Below are 23,579 nucleotides of genomic sequence, written 5' to 3' on the forward strand. Positions count from 1 at the left end.
TCCTCCGTGGTCAGTCGGCGTCGTCCTCGACGCGGGCGAAACGCGGTCCCTCGTAGCCGTCGCGTGAGACGGGCTCGACGAACATCGCGAGCGGTCGCACCCACGACGTCGGCGGGGTCGTGGTCGTCCGGTAGAAGACGTACGGCTCCTCGGTCTCGCTGTGGCGTCCGACGCCGATGACCTCGTAGCGCGCACCCTTGAAGTGCCGGTAGGTGCCGGGCTCGACGCCGAAGGACTCGCCGTCGTCGGTGCTGGCCATACTGTCGTCGCTCATGTCGCGATTCTAGCCAGCGGGCGTCGCGGAATCTGTGCTCGCTTCGTCGGCCCGGAGCTCGGAGACGTGCCGCACCAAGTCCTGCATCTGGCGGGGAAACGCCTCGCCGATGTCGATCCCGAACCGGTCGGCGAGGACGAGACACGACCAGATGGCATCACACAGCTCGTGCTCGAGCTGTTCGAGTCCGATGCCGTCGATGCGGCGCGTCCCCTCGAGCGTCATCACGATCTTGGCGAGGTCACCGACGTCGCCGACGAATCCGAGGGCGACCTCCTGGTTCGTCCAAGGACGTCCGATCCGCTTCGTGCTGAGATCGTCGTAGGCGGCGGCGACCTCCATGGCGTGGGCGTTCAGCGCTGCGAAGTCCTGAGTCATCCCCAGAGCCTAGCCACCGCGCAGCTTGGAGGCCCGACAATCACCCGGCGGTCGGCACCACGTCCCAGTGCTCGCGGATGAGCTTGTCGTCGACGCGGAAGATGTCCGCCGCCAGAACGGGGTCGTCGGCCTTCGCGCCGACGCTCTGCGAGAAGGTCCAGACGAGGTCGCCGTCGCTCAGCGAGATGACCGACTCTTGCGGCGGGAAGGTGGCAGACCCGGAGAAGAACGACTTGAGCGCCGCCGTGCCGTTGGGTGCGACCGGGTTGTGCTGAAGATAGGCGGGGTCGAAGGCCTTGTCGAGGATCGAGACGTCCTGGTCGCGGAACAGCGTGTTGTACGCGCTCACTGCGAACGTCCGGTTCTGCTCCTCCTGCGACTCCGACGGCGCGACCGCGGGCTTCGGCGGGCTGTAGAGGTCGCTGAACATCGTGTTGGTGTTCCCGCTCGCCGGCGTCCCGGTCGCGATCGGCTGATCGAACGCCCAGCGCTCCACGACGGCGCCGTCCCGCACCCGGAACAGGTCGACGGCCGCCTCGCCCGTCCGCTCGTCGGACGGGTCGGGGGCGACCTGGTAGTGCACGGCCACGAGGTCGCCGTCGGCCGCGGTGTGCTTCACGACCGCCTGCGCGCCCGGGACCCGCGTCCGGTCGGCGGTGAACTCCGCCAGGACGCCGCTCGGACCGGACTTCTGCCCGGAACCGTGCGCGACGGCGTCGGCCGCGACCAGCTTGTCGGTCGTGGCCACAGCCTTCGAGGAGGCGGGGTCCGGGAAGGCGTCGGTGTAGAGCTTGAGCACGGCGGCGAGGTTCTTCTGCTCGGTCTTCGAGTCGCTGCGGTCGCCCGTCGAGCCGCCGTCGGCACTTCCCTTCCGCGCCGGCGAGACCGAGGACGACGGATCGGGCACGGCTGCCGAGGTGGCCTGGCACCCCGCGAGCAGCGAGACGCCGGCGAGGACGACGGCAGTACGGACGAGGGGGACGACGAAGGCACGCGATCTGGTCATGACATCAGGGTGCGACGGCGTTCTGAACCTCAGGTGAGGTGTTTCTGGGCTTCGCTGGGAATCCGTGTCTTTCAGTTCTGGGGTCGGTGCCTGGGGGTCGTCCTGCCGACCGGGCCGCCCTATCCGCCATCGCGGCCGTTCAGCGTGTAACCCGGCGCCCAGAGCCGGGATAAGGCCCAGCTTCGATCCGATGCCGGGAGTGACGACGTAGCCGTTCCACGATCTCATCGCGTCGGCCATGCATCCATGGCGCAGTGGCGGCGTCCCACTCCTCTGGGAACGGGATGTAGAGTACGGGCGGATCCACGCCCCACCCGGCGTCGAAGACGAAGCCCTCGGCCCCCTCCCAGTAGACGACCTCTTCCTTCCAGCGAGGCTCGACCTCGAACTCCGCATCTTCCCCCGTCTGCACGCTTCGATGCTATGCCGCCCGTGCCCGCTGGCGGACCGGCATGACGAGCATGACGACGAAAAGCCCCCTCCGTCCCGGTGTTGCTCAGGGATGGAGGGGGTTTCTTCGTGGCGGTACCGGTGGGATTTGAACCCACGGTGCTCTTTCAAGCACACAACTTTTCGAGAGTTGCACCTTCGGCCGCTCGGACACGGTACCGGGGTCGAGTGTAATAGAAGACGAGCGCCGACGCGAATTCAGCGATGCCGGTCATCCACAGGCGGCGCGGAGGGCTGGCGGTGTCGGTGGCCGCGCTTAGGCTGGCCGCATGGCCAAGGCACCCTCCCCCGCATTCCGCTGCACCGAATGCGGCTGGACCACCGCCAAGTGGGCCGGTCGATGCGGCGAATGCCAGCAGTGGGGAACGGTCGTCGAAGCCTCGGCTCCCACCGGTGTCCTCGGCAAGCTGACGCCCATCCGCGCCACCGACGAGCGCGCCGCACGCCCCATCACCCAGGCCAGCACCGACGAGGCACCACGCTGGTCGAGCGGCATCGCCGAGTTCGACCGGGTGCTCGGCGGAGGCATCGTCCCCGGCGCCGCGATCCTCCTCTCCGGTGAGCCGGGCGTCGGCAAGTCGACCCTGCTGCTCGAGGTCGCATCCCGCGCGGCGAAGACCGGCGCCCGCGTCCTCTACGTCAGCGCCGAGGAGTCGGTCAGCCAGGTCCGCCTCCGTGCCGAACGGACCGGGGCCCTCCACGACGACCTCTACCTCGCCTCCGAGACCGACCTCGCCACCGTCCTCGGCCACATCGACCAGGTGCAGCCCAAGCTCCTCATCGTCGACTCCGTCCAGACCGTCTCCTCCTCGCAGTCCGACGGCCTCGCCGGACAACCCGGCCAGGTCCGCGAGGTCTCGGCCGTCCTCACCCGCATCGCCAAGGAACGCGACCTCCCGATCCTGCTCGTCGGCCACGTCACGAAAGACGGGTCCATCGCCGGCCCCCGGCTCCTCGAACACCTCGTCGACGTCGTCTGCCAGTTCGAAGGCGACCGCCACACCGCGCTCCGCTTCCTCCGCGCACAGAAGAACCGCTTCGGCGCCACCGACGAGGTCGGCTGCTTCGAGATGGCCGGCGACGGCATCGCCGAGGTCCCCGACCCCAGCGCCCTGTTCCTCAGCCAGAACGAACCCGTGGCAGGCACCTGCGTCACCATCGTCATGGAGGGACGCCGTGCACTCCCCGTCGAAGTCCAGGCGCTCATCAACAAGACGCAGGCACCGAACCCCCGTCGCGTCACCAACGGCGTCGATCCCTCACGTGTCGCGATGATCCTCGCCGTGCTGCACGGCCGCTACTCCTACGACCTCACCGACCACGACGTCTACATCTCGACCGTCGGCGGCGTGAAGATCAGCGAACCGGCGGCCGACCTCGCGATCGCCCTCGCCCTCGTCTCCGTCATCCGCGACCTCGCCCTCCCCCGTGACCTCGCGGCCTACGGCGAGATCAGCCTCAGCGGCGAAGTGCGCCCGGTGAGCGTCGCGAAGCAACGCGGCTCGGAGGGCAACCGCCTCGGCTACAAGCTGCTGCTCAACTCCGACGTCAGCAACGACCTCAAGTCGGTGCTGGGCATCGCGAAGACCGCAGCCGAGGCCGCACGGCCCGCCCGACGCGAACGCGAGCTCGACGCCGCCTTCTGAGCGCGCCCGCGCACCTGCTCCACGAACCAGGCCCGGGGGCGTGCTGCTCACAACTCCTGCGGACTGGTCCCGCAGGGCCCCAGAACGGGACCTGCCGGGTTCGGAGGACGACGTGCAGGAGTTGTGAACCGCAGACGCCGCCGAGAGCAGGACCTGCGGTCGGGGTCGGGCTATTCGGCGGCCGGCGCCTCGATCTGGAGCACCCGCAGCAGTTCCTCCGGCGACGCCTGCAGCGAGTGCGGGCCGGCGACGTCGAACAGCACCGTCTCGATGTCGTCGCCGTAGGTGCGGAGGAAGCTCGCGAGCCAGACGCCGTCGTGTAGACCGACGTAGGGCGGCAGGGCGGCCGGCTTGTTCTTCGCATCGGAGAAGAGGAGCAGCGCGAGCCTCGCGGTCTCAGGCTGACGGAACATCCAGACCTCGCCGGTCTCCGTCGGCTTGTCGGGGTTGCCCGGCTTCATGAGCGGGACGACAAACCGGCCGTTCCGCAACGCGAGAGCCACGGCCACCATGTCACCGGCGGCGAGGGCCGCGGCCAAAGGCTCGGAACGGAACTCGGGTCGCTTCTGCTTCGCCATGCGTCCATTGTCGCAGGCACCGAGAGCGCACGAAGCGTCGCCTGATCCGCGGTCAGCGGACGGAACGAGCACTCTCGGCGACGCGCGAACTCAGTTGAGCAGGAACTGCGCGCTGTCAGCGGAGGCGAAGCCGCCGATCGAGGTGTTCAGGTGGTACGAGGCGCCGCCCGCGGGCACCGGGTCCCGCGGCTGGTCACAGGTGTCGGGCGCCGACCGCGTGCGGTCCCAGGTGATCGGCGGGTTCGACGAGACCGTCTTCCCCGGCTCGAGGAGCACCTGCTGGTCACTCGGTGCCGTCTGGCAGTCGGTCGACGTCCAGTAGGGCTCCTCGCCGCTCGAGACCGTGAACACCTGCTGGCTCGTACCGGCGTTCATCGTGCACGCGGCCGAGCCGGTGTTCGTCACGCTGAGCGAGAGCTGCGGGAGTTCGTCCGCCGCGAAGCTCGTGCCGTTCACGACCGCCTCGACGCGGATCTGGTCGGCGGTGCATGCGGCCGCCGAACCGGGGTCGGTGGTCGCGGCCTCATCGATCGGCGCGGCCGTCGACGCCTCAGGAGCCGGCGTCGGCGCGGGGGTCGCGGTGGGCGTCGGGGTCGACGTCGCGGCCGTGTTCTCGGTGCCCGGACCCGACGCGAGACGGACGATGAGCACGATGACCAGGACGATGACGGCGAGCAGGACACCGAACACGATCAGCCTGCGTCGCCAGTAGACGGCGGGCCGCTCCGGTCCGCGGGGATTCGTGAGGCTCGACATGCTCACAGATTAAGTGCAGTGGCGCGGAAACGCCCGATGCCCCGCCGTCGGTGCGGACCGTGGTCCGACCGATGACGGGGCATCGGGATGGTGCTGGGTGGTGCGAGCGCCTAGAGCTGCTGCGCCGAGCGACGACGGGCGATCACGAGCGCGAGACCACCGACGAGGAGCAGCGCGGCGAGCGCCGCGTTCCCCCACGGCTCGGCACCGGTCTTGCTCAGGCTGCCGTCCTGGCTTCCGCCGGCCGTTCCCGAACCGGTCCCACCGCCTGCACCGGGCTGGGTGCCCGGGTCGGTGCCGGGGTCGACCGCCGCAGCCTGCACGACGATGTCCTGCCAACCGATGACGTTGCCGTCGGCATCCTGGACGACCAGGCGGTGGGCACCGACCGGCGCGTCCTCAGGAACCGTGACCTGCACGTTGCCGTCCGCGTCGACCTGCACGAGGCCGTCGCTGACGAGGATCGGGTCGGAGTGCAGCCAGACGCTCACCCAGGTGCCGGCGTACTCCTTGCCGACGTGGATCGTGGCGAGCTTGCCGATGATGAAGTCGGTGATCGCCTTGATCAGGTCCTTGAGCGCCTGGATGAGCGCGGATTCCGGAGCGGGCGTCGGCGGCGTGACCACCGGCGGCGTCGCGACCGTGAGCGGCACCGTCAGCGTCGTCCCCGACTCGAGTGCCGTGAGGCGCACCGTCGCCGCGCCGTCAGCGGTACCCGCCGGGACGGTGAAGGACACCGTCGCGGCCCCCGCGGTGACCGGGGCCGTCCCGATCGGCGAGCCGTTCAGCTCGATCGTCAGCGAGGTGTTCACCGGGCTGCCGGTCGAGGTGAGGTCGAGCTTCGCGACGTCGAACGAGACCGTCTTCCCTGCGGCGACCGCTGCGGTCGGCGCGTTCGTGACCTGCACGCTCTGGCGGGCGAAGTCCGGGGACACCGGGCTGTTCGCCGTCAGGTAGGCGATCCACGCGTCGCGGTCGACGAGACCGGAGTCACGTGTGTCCGTGCCGTTCGCGAACTCTCGGAAGTTGTCGCCACCCTGCAGCAGGAAGCTGAAGGAGCCGATCCGGTAGCTCTTGCTCGGGTCGATCGGAGCGCCGTTCACCGTGATGCTCGTGATGCGCTGTCCCTGGGCCTTCGTGGGGTCGAACGTGTACTGCACGTTCGACGACAGTCCGAGCTGCAGGTACGGACGGGACGGCACGTTCCCGGCCGCGTCGAGCTGCCACTGCTGCTCGAGCACGGTCTTGAACTGCGCACCCGTGAGCGAGGTCGTCCACAGGTTGTTGAGGAACGGCAGCACCGCGTTCGCCTCGGCGTACGTGATGTCGCCCGCGAGGATCTCCTCACGCATGCCGCCCGGGTTGACGATGCCGATGTCGGCTCCGCCCCGGTCGGCACTCGAGAGCGAGGCGCGGAGGGAGTCGGCGACGAGCGCACCGAGCGTCGACTCGGCGCCGCGGTCGTCCTTCACCCCGTTGTTGAACGCGCGGGTGATGTCGGCCGTCGCCTCACCGATCTTCTGGTTGCCGATCTCCGCCGCGACCGCGAGGGCCTTGTCGGTGATCGTCTTGACCGTCGCGACCGCGGGGAACTGCTTGACCAGGTCGGCCTCCGCCACCGTGGTGCGTGCGACGTTCTTCGCCGTGTAGGCGGTCACGTCACCCGACGCGCGGTCGACGGTCAGCGTGATCTGACCGATGAACTCGCCGTAGCTGCCGGTCTGGAGCACCGGGCGGGTCTTGCCGGTCACGCCGGGGATCGGAGCGTCCCATGCGTACTGCTTGTGCGTGTGGCCGGTGAAGATGGCGTCGACGTCCGCGCTCGTCGTGGTGACGATCTCGGTGAAGGCGCTCTGTTCGGCGAGCTCCTGCTCGAGGGTCGCGCCGTCCGGCGTGCCGGCTCCAGCACCCTCGTGGTACTCCGCGACGATGACGTCCGCCTCACCGTTGGACTCGTCGCCGTCGGTCAGCTGAGCCGCGACGCGGTTCACGGCCTCGACCGGGTCACCGAAGTCGAGGTCGGCGATGCCGGCGGGCGACACGAGCGTCGGCGTCTCCTGCGTGATGGCGCCGACGACGGCGACCTTCACCCCGTCGATGTCGAGGATCGTGTATTCCTGGAGCGCGGGCTTCTTCGTGCCCTTCTCGTAGACGTTGGCACCGAGGTACGGCCAGGCCGCGTTCTTCCCGTCGGCCATGACGCGGTCGACGAGGTCGCCGTAGCCCTGGTCGAACTCGTGGTTGCCCACCGCGGAGGCCTTCAGACCGAGCGCGTTCAGCACGTCGATCGTCGGCTGGTCCTGCTGCGCCGACGAGGCGAAGAGCGAGGCGCCGATGTTGTCACCAGCGGAGATGAACGCCGTCTGGTCGGGCGCGAACATCGCCTTGAGCTGCTCGATCGTGCCCGCGAACTTCGTCGTGTTGGCGTCGATCCGACCGTGGAAGTCGTTGATGTTGAGCAGGTTGACGGTCGCGGACTCGCTCGCGTCGGCGCTGATGCCGACGATCACGGGGTCGTGATCGCTCGAGCGGAACATGTCCGGCACATTGAAGTCGGTCACGTTCGCGTTGTAGCGGGAGTACTCGAGGGCGATCGACTCGACGGAGTTGATGTTCCACACGTCGGCACCGGTGACGCTCTGGTCGGCTTCCGGCGACGCGAAGATGTGGTCGAGGGACCCGACCGCGCCTTCGTACGCGTAGGTGTACTCGCCGGTCTTGGCCTCCTGGCTGATGTAGCCGGCGTCGCGGAGCACGTCCAGCGGGTCCTCGGCGTCGTAGGAGTTGAAGTCTCCGACGAGGAAGACCTTCTTCGTGCCGACGTCCTTCGAGACCGTGTCCGCGAAGGTCACGAGGGCCTTGGCCTGACGCGTGCGGTCGCCGGTGAAGGCGCCCTGCCCGGTGTTGGCGTTGTCTCCGGTGGCCGCTGCCGAGGTGCTCTTCGACTTGAAGTGGTTGGCGATCACGAGGAACGTCGCGGCGTCGTCCGCCCCCTTGGGCTTGAACGCCTGCGCGTCGGGCTCACGGGCGTTGTCGAACGCGGGCGAGTCGAGCAGGATGCGCGATTCACCGACGGTCTCGACGGTGGCCGACTTGTAGATGAAGGCCGTGCGGATGACGTCCTCGTCCGTGGGGACCTTCGCGGGCGAGGGGACGAACGTCCAGGTGCCCTCGCCGGCATCGGCGTTGAGCGCCGCGGTCAGCGTCTTGAGGGCGTCGTCGCGGTCGAGCCCGATCGAGGCGGAGTTCTGGATCTCCTCGAGCGAGACGACGTCGGCGTCCAGGGCGTTGATCGCGGAGACGATCTTCGCCTGCTGACGGGCGAGGCTCTCGGCCGTCGCCGCTCCCCGGACGCCACAACCGGAGGCGTCGGAGTTGTTCACCGTGGTCTTCCCGCCCTGGCGGTCGGTGTAGAAGGTGCACCCGGTCCGGGAGTCACCGGTGGTGGCGAAGTAGTTGAGGACGTTGAAGGTCGCGAGGGACACGTCGCCACCGACACCGCGAGGTGAGGTGGAGCGGGTGTTCTCGAACGTGGCCGGCTGCACGGTCGCCGTGTTGGCACCGGTCAGCTGCTGCGTGGGCTGGAACTTCCAGTTGCTGTTGCGGAAGTCGAAGACGACCGGAGCGGTGAAGTCGACGGCGGCACCGACCCGGACGGGCGCGGTGGTCGAGAGGTACGGCAGCGGGGTGCCGGTGTTCTCCGCCTTCGAGAAGTCGACGGTCGCGCCGTCGTCGAGGACGACCTTCTCCGCCGGGACCCGGGCCGCGGCGGCGAGCGCCTCAGCGGAACCGGGCTTGCCGAGGACCGTCGGCGTGACGAACGGCGTCGTCGACGCCGCGAGCGCGATCTCGCCGTAGCGGTTCGTGCTGTAGTTGTCGGTGACCGTGTAGTCGCCGGCGGGGGCGAGCAGCATGCCCTCGAGGCGCTCGCGCTCCTCGTCGGTCGCCGGGAAGGCGACACTCGCGGCGGTCGGTGCGGTGACGCCGGTGGCGTCCAGTGCCGTGACGGCGGCCGCGTCCGTGACCTTCAGCTGCGTCAGGCCGTAGTACTCGTCCACGACGCCGGTGACCTGCAGGTACTGGCCGACGGTGACGGAACCGACGGTGGCCGGCGAGTAGACGAAGACACCGTCGGACGCGAGGTGCGTCGCGGGGTCGATCGCTCCACCGGTGCCCGCGGTCTGCAGGTAGTAGCCGTTGAAGCCACCGGTCGGGAAGCTCGCGGTGACGAAGCCGGTGGTGGTGACCGTCTGGCCGACCATCGTGCTCGCGGCGCCGGTGCCCTGGATCTGGGCGATCGTCGCCGTGCCGGGCTCGACCGGGGTGGTCGGGTCGGTGGGTTCAGGGGTCGGCTCCGGGGTGGGCTCGGGGTCGACCGGGGTGTCGCCGGCGCTGTTCTGCGGGGTGACGGTGTCGCTGAGCGTGAAGTCGGCGGCGTTGCTGTCGGTGTCGGCGAAGGTGGTGCGCACGATCGACTGCGGCACGCTGTTGCCCGACGGCGACGGCGAAGCGGCCGTCTCGAAGGTGTTCGACGTGCCGTAGCCGAGGAGGTCGACGATCGCCGGGTTACTGACGACGGAACCGGTCGGGAGCGTGACCGCCGCGGTCGAGGCGACGAGGGCGATAGTGCCCTTGGAGCCCGACGCGTTCAGCTCGCTGGCTACGTCGGGTGTCGGCAGAGCCGCGCCGACCGCGCCGTTGCTGCTGCCCGAGACGAGGTAGTAGCCGCCGGCCGCGATCTTCCCGGTGAGCGGAACCGTCGTCGACGACGCCGCGGCACCGGTCGCCGAACGGTACTGGATCGACCAGCCGCTGACGTCGACTGCCGCGTCGCTCGGGTTGTAGAGCTCGACGAACTTGTTCAGGTAGGGCGCGTTCGCGCTCCCGCCCGAGAGGTAGGCCTCGTTGATGACGACGCCGAGGCCGTCGGTCGAGGCGACGGCTGGTGTCGCCACGAGGGGTGCGGCGACGAGCCCGGCAAGGGCGGCGAAGGCGGACAGCCTCCACGGGTGTTTGAACGACATGTGGCTCCGAATCGAGGGCCGTCCTCGTTCGGAGCGCGCGACAACGCACCCCCCATTCGAGGCACAGACGATGGGTAGTGCCTCACAAGCTAACCGACATGCGTGACGGAAGACCACCGCGAATGTGAACGGCACGTAAATCCGGGCCTGCTCATGTGAGCAGCGGGTTCGCGCCGGGAATCGGAGAAAGTGCTGATCAGCTCGGCGATGTGAACGGTCTCACCGGTCGCTCCGACGAGCGCCAACCTTCAAGCTGTGGTTCAGAGCAGCTTGAGCATCCGGGTGTTACCGAGCGTATTCGGCTTGACCCGCGCGAGGTCGAGGAACTCCGCAACACCTTCGTCCGACGAACGCACGAGCTGTGCGTAGACCTCGGGTGGGACGATCTCCTCGCCGATCTCCTGATAGCCGTGTCTCGTGAAGAAGCCGGTTTCGAAGGTCAGGCAGAACAGGCGACGCAGGCCGAGCTCGATCGCGTCGTGCTCGAGGCGCTCGACGAGCGCGTGGCCGACCCCGGTGCCGAGGTGGTCGGCGGAGACGGCGAGCGTGCGGACCTCACCGAGGTCCTCCCAGATGACGTGCAGCGCGCCGCAGCCGATGAGTTCGCCGTCGGGCGTCTCGGCGACGCGGAACTCCTGGACGGCTTCGTAGAACACGACGTCGTCCTTGCCGAGGAGGATGCGCTGCTGCACGAGTGGTTCGACGAGCGCCTGGATGCGGCGGACGTCGCTCGTGCGGGCGCGACGGACGATATACCCCTGCTGAGCCTGCTCGACCATCCCGCCTCCTCCTGTCAGAACCTCCGAGCAGTCTACTGACGCCAGCGCGGTGCTCCCGACCCAGCGCGGGTTGGTGGGCGCCAGCGCGGTGCGCTCGCGCAAGCGCTGCCGAAGCGGCGTGAGCGCTACCCAGCCGCGCGAGCGCAGGCCTCCAGAGGGGCGCGCTCGGTCCAGTGGGGCGCGCTCACGTCAGCGCACCGCGCTGGCGCCGGACGCCGGACACCGGAGTGACGACATCGGATCACGAGGTCGGGATCAGCGCCAGGACCTCGGACCCGCGGTGCCGGCCGGGTAGGTGTCGATCGACACCTCGTCCTTGCGCCACGCCTTGAGGACCGGCGCGACGATCCGCCAGCACTGCTCGGCGACGTCACCGCGCACCGACAGGGTGGGATCACCCTCGAGGATGCTCGACAGGACCTCGCCATAGGCACTGAGCTGCCCGGCCTGGAGTTCGGCGTGGAGGGCGACCGGGTCCAGCTCGAAGGGGTCGTCCTCACCGTTGATCATCAGGTCGAGGTCGAGCGACGCCGGCTTCAGGCCGATGCGGAGCCGCGCCGGGGTCTTCATCCCGTGCAGGCCGGACGGGAGGTGCGGCACCGGCTTGAAGGTGAAGACGATCTCCTGACGGGTGTCCGCCAGCGCCTTCCCGGACCGCAGCACGAACGGGACACCGGCCCAACGCCAGTTGTCGATCGCGAGGGTCATCTCGGCGAGCGTCTCCGTGTGGTGCGACGGGTCCACGCCCTGCTCGTCGACGTAGGCGGGCAGCTCGCGATCGCCGATCGTCCCGGCGCCGTAGCGTGCACGCCGGCTCTCCGTGCCATTCGTCTTCCACGGTCGGGTCGCCCGCAGCACCTGGGCCATGCCGCCACGCAGATCCTCGGCATCGACGCTCGCCGGTGGCTCCATGGCCGCGAACGCGAGGACGAGGAGCAGGTGACTCTGAATCATGTCGATCAGGGCGCCCGCGCGGTCGTAGTACCCGGCGCGACCCTCGAGCGCCAGCTGCTCGTCGAAGACGATGTCGACACGTTCGACGTTGTCGGCGGAGAGGAGCGGTTCGAAGATGCGGTTCGCGAAGCGGAGGCCCAGCAGGTTGAGGACCGTCGACTTGCCGAGGAAGTGGTCGACGCGGAACACCTGCTCCTCCGGCACCAGGTGCTGGAGCAGGCGGTTGAGCGAGCGGGCGGAGGCGTAGTCGGTCCCGAACGGCTTTTCGAGGGCGAGCATGATGCCCTTGGGGAGCTCCAGCTTCCGCAGCGCCTTACACGCGAGCAGAGTGATGGCGGGCGGCAGCGCGAAGTAGAGGGCGACGTTCGGTCCGGCCGCCGCGAGGACCCGTTCGAGCGACGCCGGGTCGGAGACGTCGGCCTGCACGTAGGTGGTCTCGGCGACGATCGTCTCGGCGAGCTTCGACGGGGCGTCCGCGAACGCGGTCTCGACGCGCTTCCTCCAGGCTTCGTCGCTCGACTCGGACCGGTCGACTCCGATGAGGCGCACCGCCTCGCCACGCGGGGAGGCGAGGAGTGACGCGAGTCCAGGCAGCAGGAGTCGGGCCGTGAGATCGCCCCCGGCACCGAGGATCACGAGGGTTCGAGGGGCGGAGGATTCCGAGGTGGCGGCGGTCATGCGGCGATCCTACGCGGTGCGCCGACCAGGTCGCGCGGCCTTGCGTCCTCCCGAGGTCCACCCCACCCCGGCCCAGCGCGGTGTGCCGACGCGAGCGCAGGGTTCTGGGGGTCAGCGCGGTGCGCCGACGCGAGTGGCGCAGGATCGGCCTCACCGCGGGTCCAGCGCGTGAGCGCGCCCCTCCGGAGACCCGCGCTCACGCACTGGACCCGCGCTCACGTCAGCGCACCGCGCTGGCGACCGACCACAGCGGACGCGGGCGGGCAGGCAGTACTGTGAGCGCATGCGACTCGGAGTCCTCGACGTGGGATCGAACACCGTCCACCTGCTCATCGTCGATGCACACCCAGGAGCGCGGCCGATCCCCCAGTCGTCGCACAAGTCGGTGCTGCGGCTCATGCGATACCTCACCCCGGACGGATCGATCAGCGACGAGGGCGTCGCGGTCATCCTCGAGTCGATCGGTGCAGCGGCAGCGATCGCCCGCGAGAGCGGCCTCGACGAACTGCTCTCGATGGCGACCTCGGCCATCCGTGAGGCGACGAACGGGCCGGAGGTCCTCGCCCTCGTCGAGGAACGGACCGGCATCGCCCTGCAGGTCCTCTCCGGTGACGACGAGGCGAAGCTCACCTTCCTCGCCGTCCGCCGCTGGTACGGCTGGTCGGCCGGCGAGATGCTCCTCCTCGACATCGGCGGCGGCTCACTCGAGATCGCAGCCGGCGGCGACGAATATCCCGATGTCGCGATCTCCCTCCCGCTCGGCGCCGGCCGCTCCACCGTGGGCTTCCTCCACGACGACCCGCCGACCGCCGCACAGCAGGAGGCACTCCGCCTACACGCCCGCGAGGTGCTCACCGCAGCACTCCCCGCGTTCGCCGAGGAGCCCGACGCCCATCACGTCGTCGGGTCGTCCAAGACCATCCGCTCCCTCGCACGCCTCGCCGGATCGGTGGCCGACGGCATCGGAGGCACCGAACGGTCGCTGCTCCGGCGCAGCCAGCTCGACGACTGGATCCCCCGGCTCGCCCGCATTCCGGCCGAGGCCCGCCCCGCGCTCCCCGGGATCACCGCCGACCGCACCTTCCAGATCGTCGCCGGCGGGATCGTCCTGTCCGAGGCGATGGCCGCCTTCCGCGTCCGCGAGCTCGACGTCTCCCCTTGGGCGCTCCGCGAGGGCATCATCCTCCGGTACCTCGACCGCCTCGGCTGACCGCCATCGTTCGCTCGCCCAGGTTCGGGCGAGTGAGCGCCGAATCGCCCGAGGATGGGCGAACCAACACGTCCCGGCACGACGAAGGCCCCCACTCCGCGGAGTGGGGGCCTTCGGTGACTCGGGGCTATTCGCCCGTGATCGCGAGGTCCGGCGTGGCCGAACCCGTACCGAGCGACGCCTGCGCGTTGACGCCGGCACCGACCGACTCACCGCGAGCCGAGGTCGTGAAGGCGAACGCGCCGTTCACGAAGTCGACGTGCACGTGGTCGCCGGCATTGAGCTCGCCGTGGAGGATCTGCTCGCTGAGCTGGTCTTCCACCTCGCGCTGCATCGCACGACGCAGCGGACGAGCACCGAGGGTCGGGTCGAAACCGACCTCGATGAGGCGCTCCTTCGCCGGCAGCGTGAGCTCGATCGTCATGTCGCGGTCGAGCAGACGCTCCGAGAGACGCTTCGTGAACAGGTCCACGATCTGCAGGAGCTCCGGCTTCGACAGCTGCGGGAACACGATGATGTCGTCGACACGGTTCAGGAACTCGGGCTTGAAGTGCTTCTTCAGCTCCTCGTTCACCTTGCCGCGCATGATGTCGTACCCGGTCGAGGCGTTGCCCTCGATCTGGAAGCCGACCGGACCACCGGCGATGTCGCGAGCACCGAGGTTGGTGGTCATGATGATGACGGTGTTCTTGAAGTCGACGACGCGACCCTGACCATCCGTCAACCGGCCCTCTTCCAGGATCTGGAGGAGCGAGTTGAAGATGTCGGGGTGGGCCTTCTCGATCTCGTCGAAGAGCACGACGCTGAACGGCTTGCGGCGCACCTTCTCGGTGAGCTGGCCGCCCTCTTCGAAGCCGACGAACCCGGGAGGAGCACCGAACAGTCGCGAGACCGTGTGCTTCTCGCCGTACTCCGACATGTCGAGGGAGATCAGCGCGCCTTCGTCGTCGAACAGGAACTCGGCGAGCGCCTTCGCGAGCTCGGTCTTACCGACACCCGTGGGGCCGGCGAAGATGAACGAGCCCGAGGGACGCTTCGGGTCCTTGAGGCCGGCACGCGTGCGGCGGATGGTCTTGGAGAGCGCCGAGATGGCCTCCTCCTGACCGATGACCCGCTGGTGCAGCGCCTTCTCCATGAAGACGAGTCGCGAGGACTCTTCTTCCGTGAGCTTGAAGACGGGGATGCCGGTCGCCTGGGCGAGCACCTCGGCGATCAGGCCCTCGTCGACCTCGGCGGTCGTCTTGACGTCGCCCGAGCGCCACTGCTTCTCGAGGCGCAGACGCTCGCCGAGCAGGTTCTTCTCCTCGTCACGGAGCGAAGCGGCCTTCTCGAAGTCCTGCTCCTCGATGGCCGTCTCCTTGGCCTCGCGGACGCCGGCGATCTTGTCGTCGAACTCGCGCAGCTCCGGGGGGCTCGAGAGGATCGACAGACGCAGGCGTGCACCGGCCTCGTCGATCAGGTCGATGGCCTTGTCGGGCAGGAAGCGGTCGGAGATGTACCGGTCGGCGAGGTTCGCCGCCGAGACGAGCGCGCCGTCGGTGATGGACACCTTGTGGTGTGCCTCGTACCGGTCGCGCAGCCCCTTGAGGATGTTGATCGTGTGGGGCAGCGACGGCTCCATGACCTGGATCGGCTGGAAGCGACGCTCGAGTGCGGCGTCCTTCTCGAAGTGCTTGCGGTACTCGTCGAGCGTGGTGGCACCGATGGTCTGGAGCTCACCGCGGGCGAGCAACGGCTTGAGGATGGAGGCCGCGTCGATCGCGCCTTCGGCGGCACCGGCACCCACGAGGGTGTGGATCTCGTCGATGAAGACGATGATGTCGCCGCGGGTGCGGATCTCCTTGGTGACCTTCTTCAGGCGCTCCTCGAAGTCACCGCGGTAGCGGCTACCGGCGATGAGCGAGCCGAGGTCGAGCGAGTACAGCTGCTTGTCCTTCAGCGTCTCCGGGACATCGCCCTTGACGATCGCCTGGGCGAGACCCTCGACGACGGCGGTCTTGCCGACGCCGGGCTCACCGATGAGGACCGGGTTGTTCTTCGAGCGACGGGAGAGGATCTGCATGACCCGCTCCATCTCCTTGTCGCGACCGATGACCGGGTCGAGCTTGTTGTCGCGCGCGGCCTGCGTGAGGTTGCGGCCGAACTGGTCGAGGATCTGCGACCCGCCCTGCGCCTGCTGCTCACTCTGGTTGCCGCCGACCGGGGCTGCTTCCTTGCCCTGGTAGCCGGACAGCAGCTGGATGACCTGCTGGCGCACACGGTTGAGGTCGGCGCCCAGCTTCACGAGGACCTGGGCTGCGACGCCCTCGCCCTCGCGGATGAGGCCGAGCAGGATGTGCTCCGTGCCGATGTAATTGTGGCCGAGCTGCAGCGCTTCGCGCAGGCTCAGCTCCAGCACCTTCTTGGCGCGCGGCGTGAACGGGATGTGTCCCGTCGGCTGCTGCTGGCCGGTGCCGATGATGTCGGTGACCTGCTCGCGCACGGCATCGAGGGAGATCCCGAGGGACTCGAGCGCCTTGGCGGCGACTCCTTCTCCCTCGTGGATGAGGCCGAGCAGGATGTGCTCGGTCCCGATGTAGTTGTGGTTGAGCATCTTGGCCTCTTCCTGGGCCAGGACGACGACACGACGCGCACGGTCGGTGAATCTCTCGAACATGATCACTCTCCTCCGGCACCGGGCAGGGTGGTGATGCCGTTAGTAGGAGCGTAACGACCGCCGCAGCTCTCTTCGCCCCTGTTCGCCGTGGGCGTGATGCGCGGCCACCGGGAACGCCGCAGCGCACGTGCACCGGGCACGTGCGCTGCGGGTGTCGACTGATCGCGGCTCGGTCAGACCGGGAACCGGACGGTCGCCGCGAGGGCGCCCCCACCGGGGACGTCGTCGGCACGGACGGCGAGGATCCGGGCGTCGGAGAGCAGCGCCCGGCGGAGGATCTCGTCGATCACGCCGTAGTTCGTCGCGTCGGCGTCATCGGCGAGCGTGACGACACCGGTGGTCTCGTCGACCGTGCCCGGCAGGTTGCTGTCGATGTCGACGAACAGGGTGTCGACCGCGTTCGCCGTCGCGGCACGTGCGACGTCGCCGAGGTCGGTCACGGCACGACCGTTCGACGCGCGGGTGCCGAACTCCTCGCACAGCGCGTGCAGTTCGGCGGCGTACAGCTCGTCGAGGATCGGGCGGGCTGCTGCGGCGAGCTGCTCGTCGGAGCGCTCCTGCTGATTGCCCTCGATCTCGGGCTTCACGAGGTGCTTGTAACTCGAGACGGACCGGAAGATCCCCGTCATCGGTTCGGCGCCCGCGAGGATGAGCGGCTCCTTCGAACCGGCGAGCACGGGCGACAACGCCTTGTTGATCGCCTGCGCGTACTCCTGCATCCGGACCTTCTGTCCCTCGGAACCCTGGATGCGTCCCTGGGGGCTGCGTCCGTCGGAACCGCGACCCCTGATCGAGTCGACACCAGCGGCTGCGGCCACGTCGGCGGGGACACCCTCGAGTTCGATGCTCGTGGCCGGGAGATCACGCGAGACCGCGACGAGTCGCACACCGCTCTGCGCGAGCGCCAGGACGTAGGCCGACTGCGGGAAGGTGAGCGCACGCATCAACGGCTTGATGAAGAAGCGGTCCGAGACCTCCGTGCAGGACTGGAGGATGTTCGGGACGCGGAAGTAGCGCGTGAGACTCGGGCTGATGTAGAGCCCGAGGCTCGAGGACATGTAGCGGAGGAAGTCCGGATCCTCCTGGAGGTCGTCGACCGTCTGCGTGAACGCCGCGATCGCCGCCCGGTCTGCTCCCGCGGCCGTCAGCTGCTCGACCGCCACCTTCACCTGGTTCTTGAGGTCCAGGCGGATATGGCTCGTATCCGAGGGGTTGGTGCTCGTCGCGAGGATGATCGACACGCTGCCGGGCTCTCGAGCGGTGGCGAGCTCGACGATGTCGGAGCGGGTCGGAATATCGGTGTGGTGCACTGATGCCTCCTTCGATCGCGTCAGGCGAAGGGTCGACCGGGAGCAGGCGACGCCGTCGTGGGCCTGACTTGACCCCAGTATAGGGAGCGCCCACCCCTCGGTCCGGGGTCGATTCTGCGGACATTCGGAGCCGGGTCGGGCCGCGGGACATCGATCCCGCGGCCCGACTCACGGCCTCGTCACTCGGTCGTGACCGGGCCGTCCGTCGGCTGCTCCGATGCGACGAGCCGTCGCGTCCGCCGCAGGGCCAGGACGAGCAGACCGGCGACGACGAGCAGGCCGGCCGCGAGCAGTGCCCCGGTCGTGAGCCCGGCGCCGGTGACGGCGAGCGGACTCGCGGTGTCCCGACCGGTCGAGCCCTCCGATCCACCCGGCGTCACGCCCGGCCCCTCAGGATCCGGGCCGGTCCCGGGCTCGGTCGCGATGAGCCCACCGTTCCAACGGAGATCCTCGCCGTCGGCTCCGCTCGGCGACGGGTCCGCGATCACGATGTCCGGCATGACCCACTCCGCCGGGTCGATCGCGGAGTTCCGGAGATCGTCGTCGCCGACCCGAGGCGACGTGGCATCGGCCACCAGGTCGTCCGGGAGTCGCACGTCGATCCGGTAGGCACCGGAGCGGAGCGCATCGAACCGGTACCGCCCGTCGGCGTCTGTCGTGACGGCCCGGGTGACGGGCTCACCGTGCTTGTCGGTGCCGATCAGTTCGAGCTCGACGTCTGCGACACCAGGCCCCGGCGTCCCGTCGAGCCCGTCGTCGTCGAGCCCGTTCGCATCGAGATCCCACCAGATGCGTTCCCCGAGCGCCGAGCTCACCAACCGGGCCGCGACCTGCGGCGATTGTGCGCCGAGCGATTGCGTCGCGGAGTGCACGACGGCGTCGTTCACGAACCGGGCGTCGACCGCGGCACCGGTGGTCGTCAGCTCGTAGTCGACGACCACCGGCGCGAACGGCGCGAGCTCGGCGACGGTGGCCTCGATCGCGGTCGCCGCTGCGATGGACGCCGGGCACCCGGTCGTGCCGAACTCGTCCGCCGCGCACCACCGTGCTCCGTCCGGCAGGGTGCCGAAGCCGTCGTCGACGACGGGGTCGACGTGGCTCGCGACCGCATCACCGGGGGCCGCCGTATAGCGGAGGTCTGCGCCGTCCGACGTGGCCGGACCCGCCAGGACGCCCTGCCCGGTCGAGCCGCGTTCGTCGCCCGGGTACGGGAGGACGTCGATCATCCGGACCTCGCGCTGCACGGCCCCGGCGCTCATGTTCCCGAAGACGACGTCGACCTCGACCGCGTCGCCGAACTCGACGACGGACCGGGCGACGTGCTTGTCGATCTGCAGCCCCGAGGGGGTGCTGACCACCATCGACTGCCAGGAGTAGTGGGCGTCGAGTTTGCCGGCGTCCGTCGGGAAGTCCGACAGCGATCCGGGGTCGTCGGGACTCGCGACGATCGCGCGATTGAGGAACTGGCCCACCACGAAGCGATCGGAGATCGCGGTGTAGGTGATCACCGGCTCCGCGCCCCGCCTGATCCGACCGAGGTCCCAGGTGAGGAGCGTGCTCCCATCGGGCTGCGCCACAGCGGTCGTCGCGGGCGGCGTCGCCGATTCGGCGTCGAAGACGAAGCCGGCCGGTAGGGAGTCTGAGACGGTGACACCCGCAGCCCGGTCGGCCACGCCGTCCGGCGTGACGATCTCCGGCCGGACCTCGAAGGTGATCGGGGAGCCGGCGGCGATGGGGGCCGGTGCGCCGGGAGTGACCTGGGGCGAGGTCGCGCGCTTGTTCAGAGCGACCGCCGCGTTCGCGGCGACCAGCTGATCGCCTCGCGGGTACTGGGCGTTGTCGTCGGTGGCGCGATACCGTCCGTGCCACCAGCCGTCCTCGACCCAGGAGCTCGCCGACTCACGGTCCTCCCCATTGCCGGAGGACTTCACACTGTAGGTCTCGGTGAGACGGGTGCCCACCTCGAGGCCCTGCACCGCCTGGAGCTGTACCCACAGGGTGACGCCCGTCCGGGGCGGGAGCACACCGTCGACCGGACGGAGACGGACCCTGGTGATGTCCTCGGTGTCGACGAGCGACGGGTCCGAGACCCAGGTGTCGTCGGCGTCCTCGCACGTGGTCGCGTCCATCTGCGTCTGGCGCGTCTCCGCGTCGGCCGTCGTGTCGACGCTCGGCGTCGTGCCGTACTCGACGATCACGGGCCCACCGGTGGTCCGGGATTCGGCCGGGGCACCGCCTCCGGGACGCTCACCGACGCGCTGCGTGGCCGGGTCGAAGACCGCGCAGAGCACCGCTCCCGTGAGGGGGCTCGTCGTGGTGTTGTTCCAGGCGACCGTCTGTTCGAAGCGTTGTCCGCCGGCGACGGGCCCGTCTCCGGAGCCGGCCGTGCTCTGCCCCGGTACCAGACGGTTCTCCGTCCGGCGGTCGACGTAGCGCGTCGTGTGCTCGCCGCCACCGGTGCGCTGGGCGATCGTCGCGTTGGCCGTGTTGTCGGTGAGCGGTTCGGGGGCGTTCGGGAGGGGTGTCCCGTCGGCGGTGACACCCCGGACGTCGAGGTCGGTGAGGTCGAGCCGCACCGGCAGGGAGCCGTTCGACGGCACCACGGACTCGGGCACGAACACGCCGAACCGGCCGATCGCGAGGAAACCCTGCGCGGTGATCGCGGCGCCCGAGGCGGACCGGGTCGGGATGTGGTCGCCGCTCAGATCGGCGCCGCTGATGGTGACGAGCGCGGAACGACCATCGGGTTCGAGTTCGCAGGACCAGGTCCCGGAGTCCGTGACCGCGTCGGTGCCCCCGCCGCCGGCCTTCGGGAAGACCGCGGTGTCGAAGGCGCCGACGAGGCAGCTGTTCGAGACCGGTCGCCCCTCGGGGTTCACCGTGGCCAGGCGGGTGCCGGCCGGGTACCCGCCGAGGTCGATCCGGAAGGTCACGTCTTCGACCACGTTGCCGGAACCTCGGGCGCCTCGGCCCTCGTCGGTGCCGAACCCGGTGACCGAGAGGGCGGTGTCGTGCGCGACGTACCAGCCTCGCGTGCCGTCGCGCTCCGTGACGTCGGCGACGATCGGACCGCGCTTCACACCCACGTTGACGCGGGGAGCGCTGCTGACGACGAGATCGGGTGCGGTCGTGCTGGCACGGATCTCCGAGCCGTCGGCCGCGTCGATCGCGATGGTCTCGATCCCGCTCTGCGGCGCGGTGATGACCGTGCCGTTCGGCGGGGAGGATGCGAGCACGGCCGTGAGGTCGATCGCGCTCACCGAGTTCGGCAGGACGTCGGTCCGCACGCAGTCGACGACCGAGCGATCGTCGCTGACGGTCGAGCCCGCGGCACAGTACCCCGGGAGCTGGGCGACGGGCGGCCATCGGAGTCCCTCGGGTAGGCGCTGACGGACGACCACCCGGTCGTCCTCGGCGGCACCGCGCAGCTGCACCTCGATCGTGTAGGTGACCGCGTCGTGGGAACGCAGCACGGGGTCGTCCGGAGAGACGTCGAGCCCGGGCCCCGGCTCGGCGTCGAACGGGACGCTGCCGGTGGCGGTCCGCTGGAGCACGGTGGTAAGCCCGAGCGCCCGTTCCGAGACGTCGGTGGCGGCCGAGACGATGTCGGGCGCCGGCGCGGCCGCGGGTTCAGGCGTCGCGGCCGGGAGCAGCGCGCCCCCGGTCACGGCGGCGACGGACAGGGCGCCGAGCGCCCTGCGGAAGAGGATGGTGTTCACGTGGGTCCGACCTTCTTGACGAGAGGGGGCGGTCACACGTTACACAATGGGGTCAACTGATATCTGGGATATCCACAGGTCCGGACGAAGACGGGCAGCTGTCGGATGATCGGGGCGTCGGTGCGTCGACGGGTGACGCCTACTGGAGCGCGGAGGTGAGCCTCGCGAGGTTGTCGAGCACCGTCGACCGCAGCGGCTGCTTCAACCATTCCGCGAGCGTCAGCTCCTTGCTGATCTCCCGGTATCCGTCTTCGACGCCCCGCATCTCCTGGACGAACTCGCGACCGCGGACCATCAGCGAGACCTCCAGGTTGAGGCCGAAGGAACGCATGTCCATGTTGCTCGATCCGATCACGGCGACGTCGTCGTCGATCGTGAAGTGCTTCGCGTGGAGGATGTACGGCGCCGGGTACTGGAAGATCCGCACGCCGGCCCGCAGGAGCGCCTCGTAGTAGGAGCGCTGCGCGTGCCACACCATCGCCTGGTCGCCGATCTCCGAGACGAACAGGTCGACCGGCACACCGCGCTGGACGGCGGTCGTGACCGCTGCGAGCAACGACTCGTCGGGTACGAAGTACGGACTCGTGATGACGATGCGCCGCTGAGCTGCGTAGATGAGGGTGAGGAACAACTTGAGGTTGTTGTCGCCGTCGAACCCCGGCCCGCTCGGTACGACCTGCAGTTCGAGGTCCCCAACCGGTCGGGCCTCGAGCAGGCCGACCTCGTGCGACAGGACGTCGCCCGTCTCGCTGTACCAGTCGCTCAGGAAGATCGTGTTGATCCCCGCGACACCGGGGCCCTCCACCCGCGTCATGAGCTCCTGCCACTGGAGACCCCGCTTGATGTTGCCCGGCTTGTTGTAACTCCGGTCGATCATGTTCTGCGAGCCCATGAACGCGACCGCGCCGTCGACGATCACCATCTTGCGGTGGTTCCGGAGGTCGGGACGCTGGAACTTGCCCTTGAACGGCTGGAGCGGCAGCATGAGCGCCCACTGGGCACCCATCGTGGTGAGGCGCTTCAGCGTGTGCTTGTAGTCGGGGGTCCGCCAGCTCGCGAAGTGGTCGAGCAGCACTCGGACCGTCACGCCGCGGGCCACCGCACGCTCGAGGGCGTCGAAGAACGGCTTCGTGGTGCGGTCGCAGGTGAGGATGTAGAACTCGACGTGCACGAACTGCTCGGCGCGGTCGACCTCCTCGGCCATGGCGTGGAGTGATGCCTCGTAGTCACCGATGAGACTCGCGGTATTCCCGCCCTGCAGCGGCATCGATCCGAGATTGCGGTTGAGCGTCACGACCGAGCGGAACCAGGCCGGCGCGTTCGACGTCAGGTTCGCCTTGACGAGGTCGCGCGTCGTCTGGCGGATGTAGACGTTGATGTCGTACTGCTTCCGCCGGCGCGCCCGCGGGAGTTTCGGGTTCCCGATGAGGAGGAAGGCGATGACACCGACGTACGGGATGAGGAAGATCGCGAGCAGCCAGGCCATCCCCGCGGTGGGGCGCCGGTTGCGCGGGACGACGATCACCGCGATGACACGGATGATGAAGTCCAGGACGAGGGCCGTGATGCCCAGCCAGTTCCAGGAGAACTCGATCGTCATGTCGCCCATCCGCTCAGCTGCCGAGGCTCCAGCCTACTGACCATGCCGGACAGCTGTGGGGCGACCTCGCCACGTGATAGGTGCGGGATCAGACCTCGCGGGGGCCGGAGGGCTCGACCGGCGGGAGACCGAGCTTCGCGCGCTGCTCCGCCTCGACCTGCGCGTACGCCTTGCGCTCGTTGCGGTCGGACCGCAGGATGGCGCGCATGACGACCCAGAAGATGATGCCGACGACCACGGTGGGCAGCAGCGACCAGAGCGCGTTGAGCCAGTAGTCTTCGATCACCCGTCAATCGTACCGCCCTTCGACAGGCTCAGGGACCGGAGAGCCGGCTCAGGGACCGGAACGACGTGGTGGCGCGATCCCGAACGGGCGCGCACCCGGCTCAGGAGCCTCCGGCGAGAGCGCCCCACAGACCGCTGACGACGAGGTACAGGCCGATCCCGCCGACCACGATCCAGATCGTGATGCGCGCCGTCGTCGGCCCCTGCTTCTTCGGGTCCTGGTGGTCGCCGGGGTCCATCATGCTCATCGTCGCGCCTGACTGTCGGTGGTCGTGC

Annotated in this window: 17 protein-coding genes and 1 tRNA gene; 2 read left to right on the forward strand and 16 right to left on the reverse strand. The window is 69.2% G+C overall.

Going from position 1 to position 23,579, the window contains the following annotated elements; translation table 11 throughout:
* Window positions 1-10: 10 nt before the first annotated feature.
* The 5 genes from BIU99_RS03980 to BIU99_RS04000 all read right to left on the reverse strand — a co-directional run bounded on the left by BIU99_RS03980 (window position 11) and on the right by BIU99_RS04000 (window position 2,268).
* A complete protein-coding gene (locus BIU99_RS03980) occupies window positions 11-274 on the reverse strand; it encodes a DUF1653 domain-containing protein (protein ID WP_254773561.1) in 264 nt (87 codons plus the stop codon).
* A 9-nt stretch (window positions 275-283) separates the two neighbouring features.
* Window positions 284-652, reverse strand: coding sequence for a hypothetical protein (locus BIU99_RS03985; protein ID WP_071259647.1), 369 nt, complete (start codon window positions 650-652; stop codon window positions 284-286).
* 40 nt (window positions 653-692) lie between these two features.
* Window positions 693-1,658 (reverse strand): nuclear transport factor 2 family protein, encoded by a 966-nt coding sequence (locus BIU99_RS03990; RefSeq protein ID WP_071259649.1) that lies wholly within the window; start codon window positions 1,656-1,658, stop codon window positions 693-695.
* Between the two features lie 139 nt (window positions 1,659-1,797).
* The gene (locus tag BIU99_RS03995; RefSeq protein ID WP_071259651.1) at window positions 1,798-2,070 is read right to left on the reverse strand and encodes a hypothetical protein; all 273 of its coding nucleotides are present in this window, start codon (window positions 2,068-2,070) and stop codon (window positions 1,798-1,800) included.
* Window positions 2,071-2,178: 108 nt separating this feature from the next.
* Window positions 2,179-2,268, reverse strand: a tRNA-Ser gene (locus BIU99_RS04000).
* 109 nt (window positions 2,269-2,377) lie between these two features.
* Here BIU99_RS04000 and radA point away from each other — a divergent pair.
* Window positions 2,378-3,754, forward strand: coding sequence for a DNA repair protein RadA (gene radA, locus BIU99_RS04005; protein WP_071259653.1), 1,377 nt, complete (start codon window positions 2,378-2,380; stop codon window positions 3,752-3,754).
* Window positions 3,755-3,924: 170 nt separating this feature from the next.
* Here the strand turns inward: radA and BIU99_RS04010 are convergent, their stop codons facing one another.
* From BIU99_RS04010 to BIU99_RS04030, 5 genes are all read right to left on the reverse strand, one after another.
* On the reverse strand, window positions 3,925-4,332 hold the full coding sequence (locus BIU99_RS04010; protein ID WP_071259656.1) for an SseB family protein: 408 nt from the start codon (window positions 4,330-4,332) through the stop codon (window positions 3,925-3,927).
* 90 nt (window positions 4,333-4,422) lie between these two features.
* On the reverse strand, window positions 4,423-5,088 hold the full coding sequence (locus BIU99_RS04015) for a hypothetical protein (protein WP_064294319.1): 666 nt from the start codon (window positions 5,086-5,088) through the stop codon (window positions 4,423-4,425).
* A gap of 110 nt (window positions 5,089-5,198) precedes the next feature.
* The gene (locus tag BIU99_RS04020) at window positions 5,199-10,112 is read right to left on the reverse strand and encodes an ExeM/NucH family extracellular endonuclease (protein ID WP_071259659.1); all 4,914 of its coding nucleotides are present in this window, start codon (window positions 10,110-10,112) and stop codon (window positions 5,199-5,201) included.
* 260 nt (window positions 10,113-10,372) lie between these two features.
* Window positions 10,373-10,891, reverse strand: coding sequence for an amino-acid N-acetyltransferase (locus tag BIU99_RS04025; RefSeq protein WP_071259661.1), 519 nt, complete (start codon window positions 10,889-10,891; stop codon window positions 10,373-10,375).
* A gap of 255 nt (window positions 10,892-11,146) precedes the next feature.
* Entirely contained in the window at window positions 11,147-12,523 is a 1,377-nt protein-coding gene (locus BIU99_RS04030) for a glucose-6-phosphate dehydrogenase (RefSeq protein WP_071259663.1), read from the reverse strand.
* A gap of 283 nt (window positions 12,524-12,806) precedes the next feature.
* Between BIU99_RS04030 and BIU99_RS04035 the strand changes: the two genes are divergently transcribed.
* Window positions 12,807-13,733 (forward strand): Ppx/GppA phosphatase family protein, encoded by a 927-nt coding sequence (locus BIU99_RS04035; RefSeq protein ID WP_064294323.1) that lies wholly within the window; start codon window positions 12,807-12,809, stop codon window positions 13,731-13,733.
* Window positions 13,734-13,860: 127 nt separating this feature from the next.
* Here BIU99_RS04035 and BIU99_RS04040 read toward each other — a convergent pair whose 3' ends face one another.
* The 6 genes from BIU99_RS04040 to BIU99_RS19885 all read right to left on the reverse strand — a co-directional run bounded on the left by BIU99_RS04040 (window position 13,861) and on the right by BIU99_RS19885 (window position 23,551).
* On the reverse strand, window positions 13,861-16,389 hold the full coding sequence (locus tag BIU99_RS04040) for an ATP-dependent Clp protease ATP-binding subunit (RefSeq protein ID WP_064294324.1): 2,529 nt from the start codon (window positions 16,387-16,389) through the stop codon (window positions 13,861-13,863).
* A 173-nt stretch (window positions 16,390-16,562) separates the two neighbouring features.
* Window positions 16,563-17,699 (reverse strand): hypothetical protein, encoded by a 1,137-nt coding sequence (locus BIU99_RS04045; protein ID WP_071259666.1) that lies wholly within the window; start codon window positions 17,697-17,699, stop codon window positions 16,563-16,565.
* A gap of 179 nt (window positions 17,700-17,878) precedes the next feature.
* Entirely contained in the window at window positions 17,879-21,418 is a 3,540-nt protein-coding gene (locus BIU99_RS04050) for an SdrD B-like domain-containing protein (protein WP_071259669.1), read from the reverse strand.
* Between the two features lie 139 nt (window positions 21,419-21,557).
* Window positions 21,558-23,027, reverse strand: coding sequence for a cardiolipin synthase (cls, locus tag BIU99_RS04055; protein WP_139205336.1), 1,470 nt, complete (start codon window positions 23,025-23,027; stop codon window positions 21,558-21,560).
* Between the two features lie 79 nt (window positions 23,028-23,106).
* Window positions 23,107-23,304, reverse strand: a complete 198-nt coding sequence (locus BIU99_RS04060; protein WP_213014309.1) for a hypothetical protein — start codon at window positions 23,302-23,304, stop codon at window positions 23,107-23,109.
* 100 nt (window positions 23,305-23,404) lie between these two features.
* Window positions 23,405-23,551 (reverse strand): hypothetical protein, encoded by a 147-nt coding sequence (locus BIU99_RS19885; RefSeq protein ID WP_153303387.1) that lies wholly within the window; start codon window positions 23,549-23,551, stop codon window positions 23,405-23,407.
* Window positions 23,552-23,579 lie beyond the last annotated feature (28 nt).

The sequence above is a fragment of the Plantibacter sp. MMLR14_011 genome (genome assembly GCF_001865025.1).
Classification (GTDB): Bacteria; Actinomycetota; Actinomycetes; order Actinomycetales; family Microbacteriaceae; genus Plantibacter; species Plantibacter flavus_A.

Bases quoted from the DNA above. Each gene is read 5' to 3' on its own strand.
- BIU99_RS19885 (WP_153303387.1), bottom strand. From the start codon at position 23,551: ATGAGCATGATGGACCCCGGCGACCACCAGGACCCGAAGAAGCAGGGG.
- BIU99_RS04020 (WP_071259659.1), bottom strand. From the start codon at position 10,112: ATGTCGTTCAAACACCCGTGGAGGCTGTCCGCCTTCGCCGCCCTTGCC.
- BIU99_RS03990 (WP_071259649.1), bottom strand. From the start codon at position 1,658: ATGACCAGATCGCGTGCCTTCGTCGTCCCCCTCGTCCGTACTGCCGTC.
- radA (WP_071259653.1), top strand. From the start codon at position 2,378: ATGGCCAAGGCACCCTCCCCCGCATTCCGCTGCACCGAATGCGGCTGG.
- BIU99_RS03985 (WP_071259647.1), bottom strand. From the start codon at position 652: ATGACTCAGGACTTCGCAGCGCTGAACGCCCACGCCATGGAGGTCGCC.
- BIU99_RS04040 (WP_064294324.1), bottom strand. From the start codon at position 16,389: ATGTTCGAGAGATTCACCGACCGTGCGCGTCGTGTCGTCGTCCTGGCC.
- BIU99_RS03980 (WP_254773561.1), bottom strand. From the start codon at position 274: ATGAGCGACGACAGTATGGCCAGCACCGACGACGGCGAGTCCTTCGGC.
- BIU99_RS04035 (WP_064294323.1), top strand. From the start codon at position 12,807: ATGCGACTCGGAGTCCTCGACGTGGGATCGAACACCGTCCACCTGCTC.
- cls (WP_139205336.1), bottom strand. From the start codon at position 23,027: ATGGGCGACATGACGATCGAGTTCTCCTGGAACTGGCTGGGCATCACG.
- BIU99_RS04010 (WP_071259656.1), bottom strand. From the start codon at position 4,332: ATGGCGAAGCAGAAGCGACCCGAGTTCCGTTCCGAGCCTTTGGCCGCG.
- BIU99_RS04025 (WP_071259661.1), bottom strand. From the start codon at position 10,891: ATGGTCGAGCAGGCTCAGCAGGGGTATATCGTCCGTCGCGCCCGCACG.
- BIU99_RS04015 (WP_064294319.1), bottom strand. From the start codon at position 5,088: ATGTCGAGCCTCACGAATCCCCGCGGACCGGAGCGGCCCGCCGTCTAC.
- BIU99_RS04030 (WP_071259663.1), bottom strand. From the start codon at position 12,523: ATGACCGCCGCCACCTCGGAATCCTCCGCCCCTCGAACCCTCGTGATC.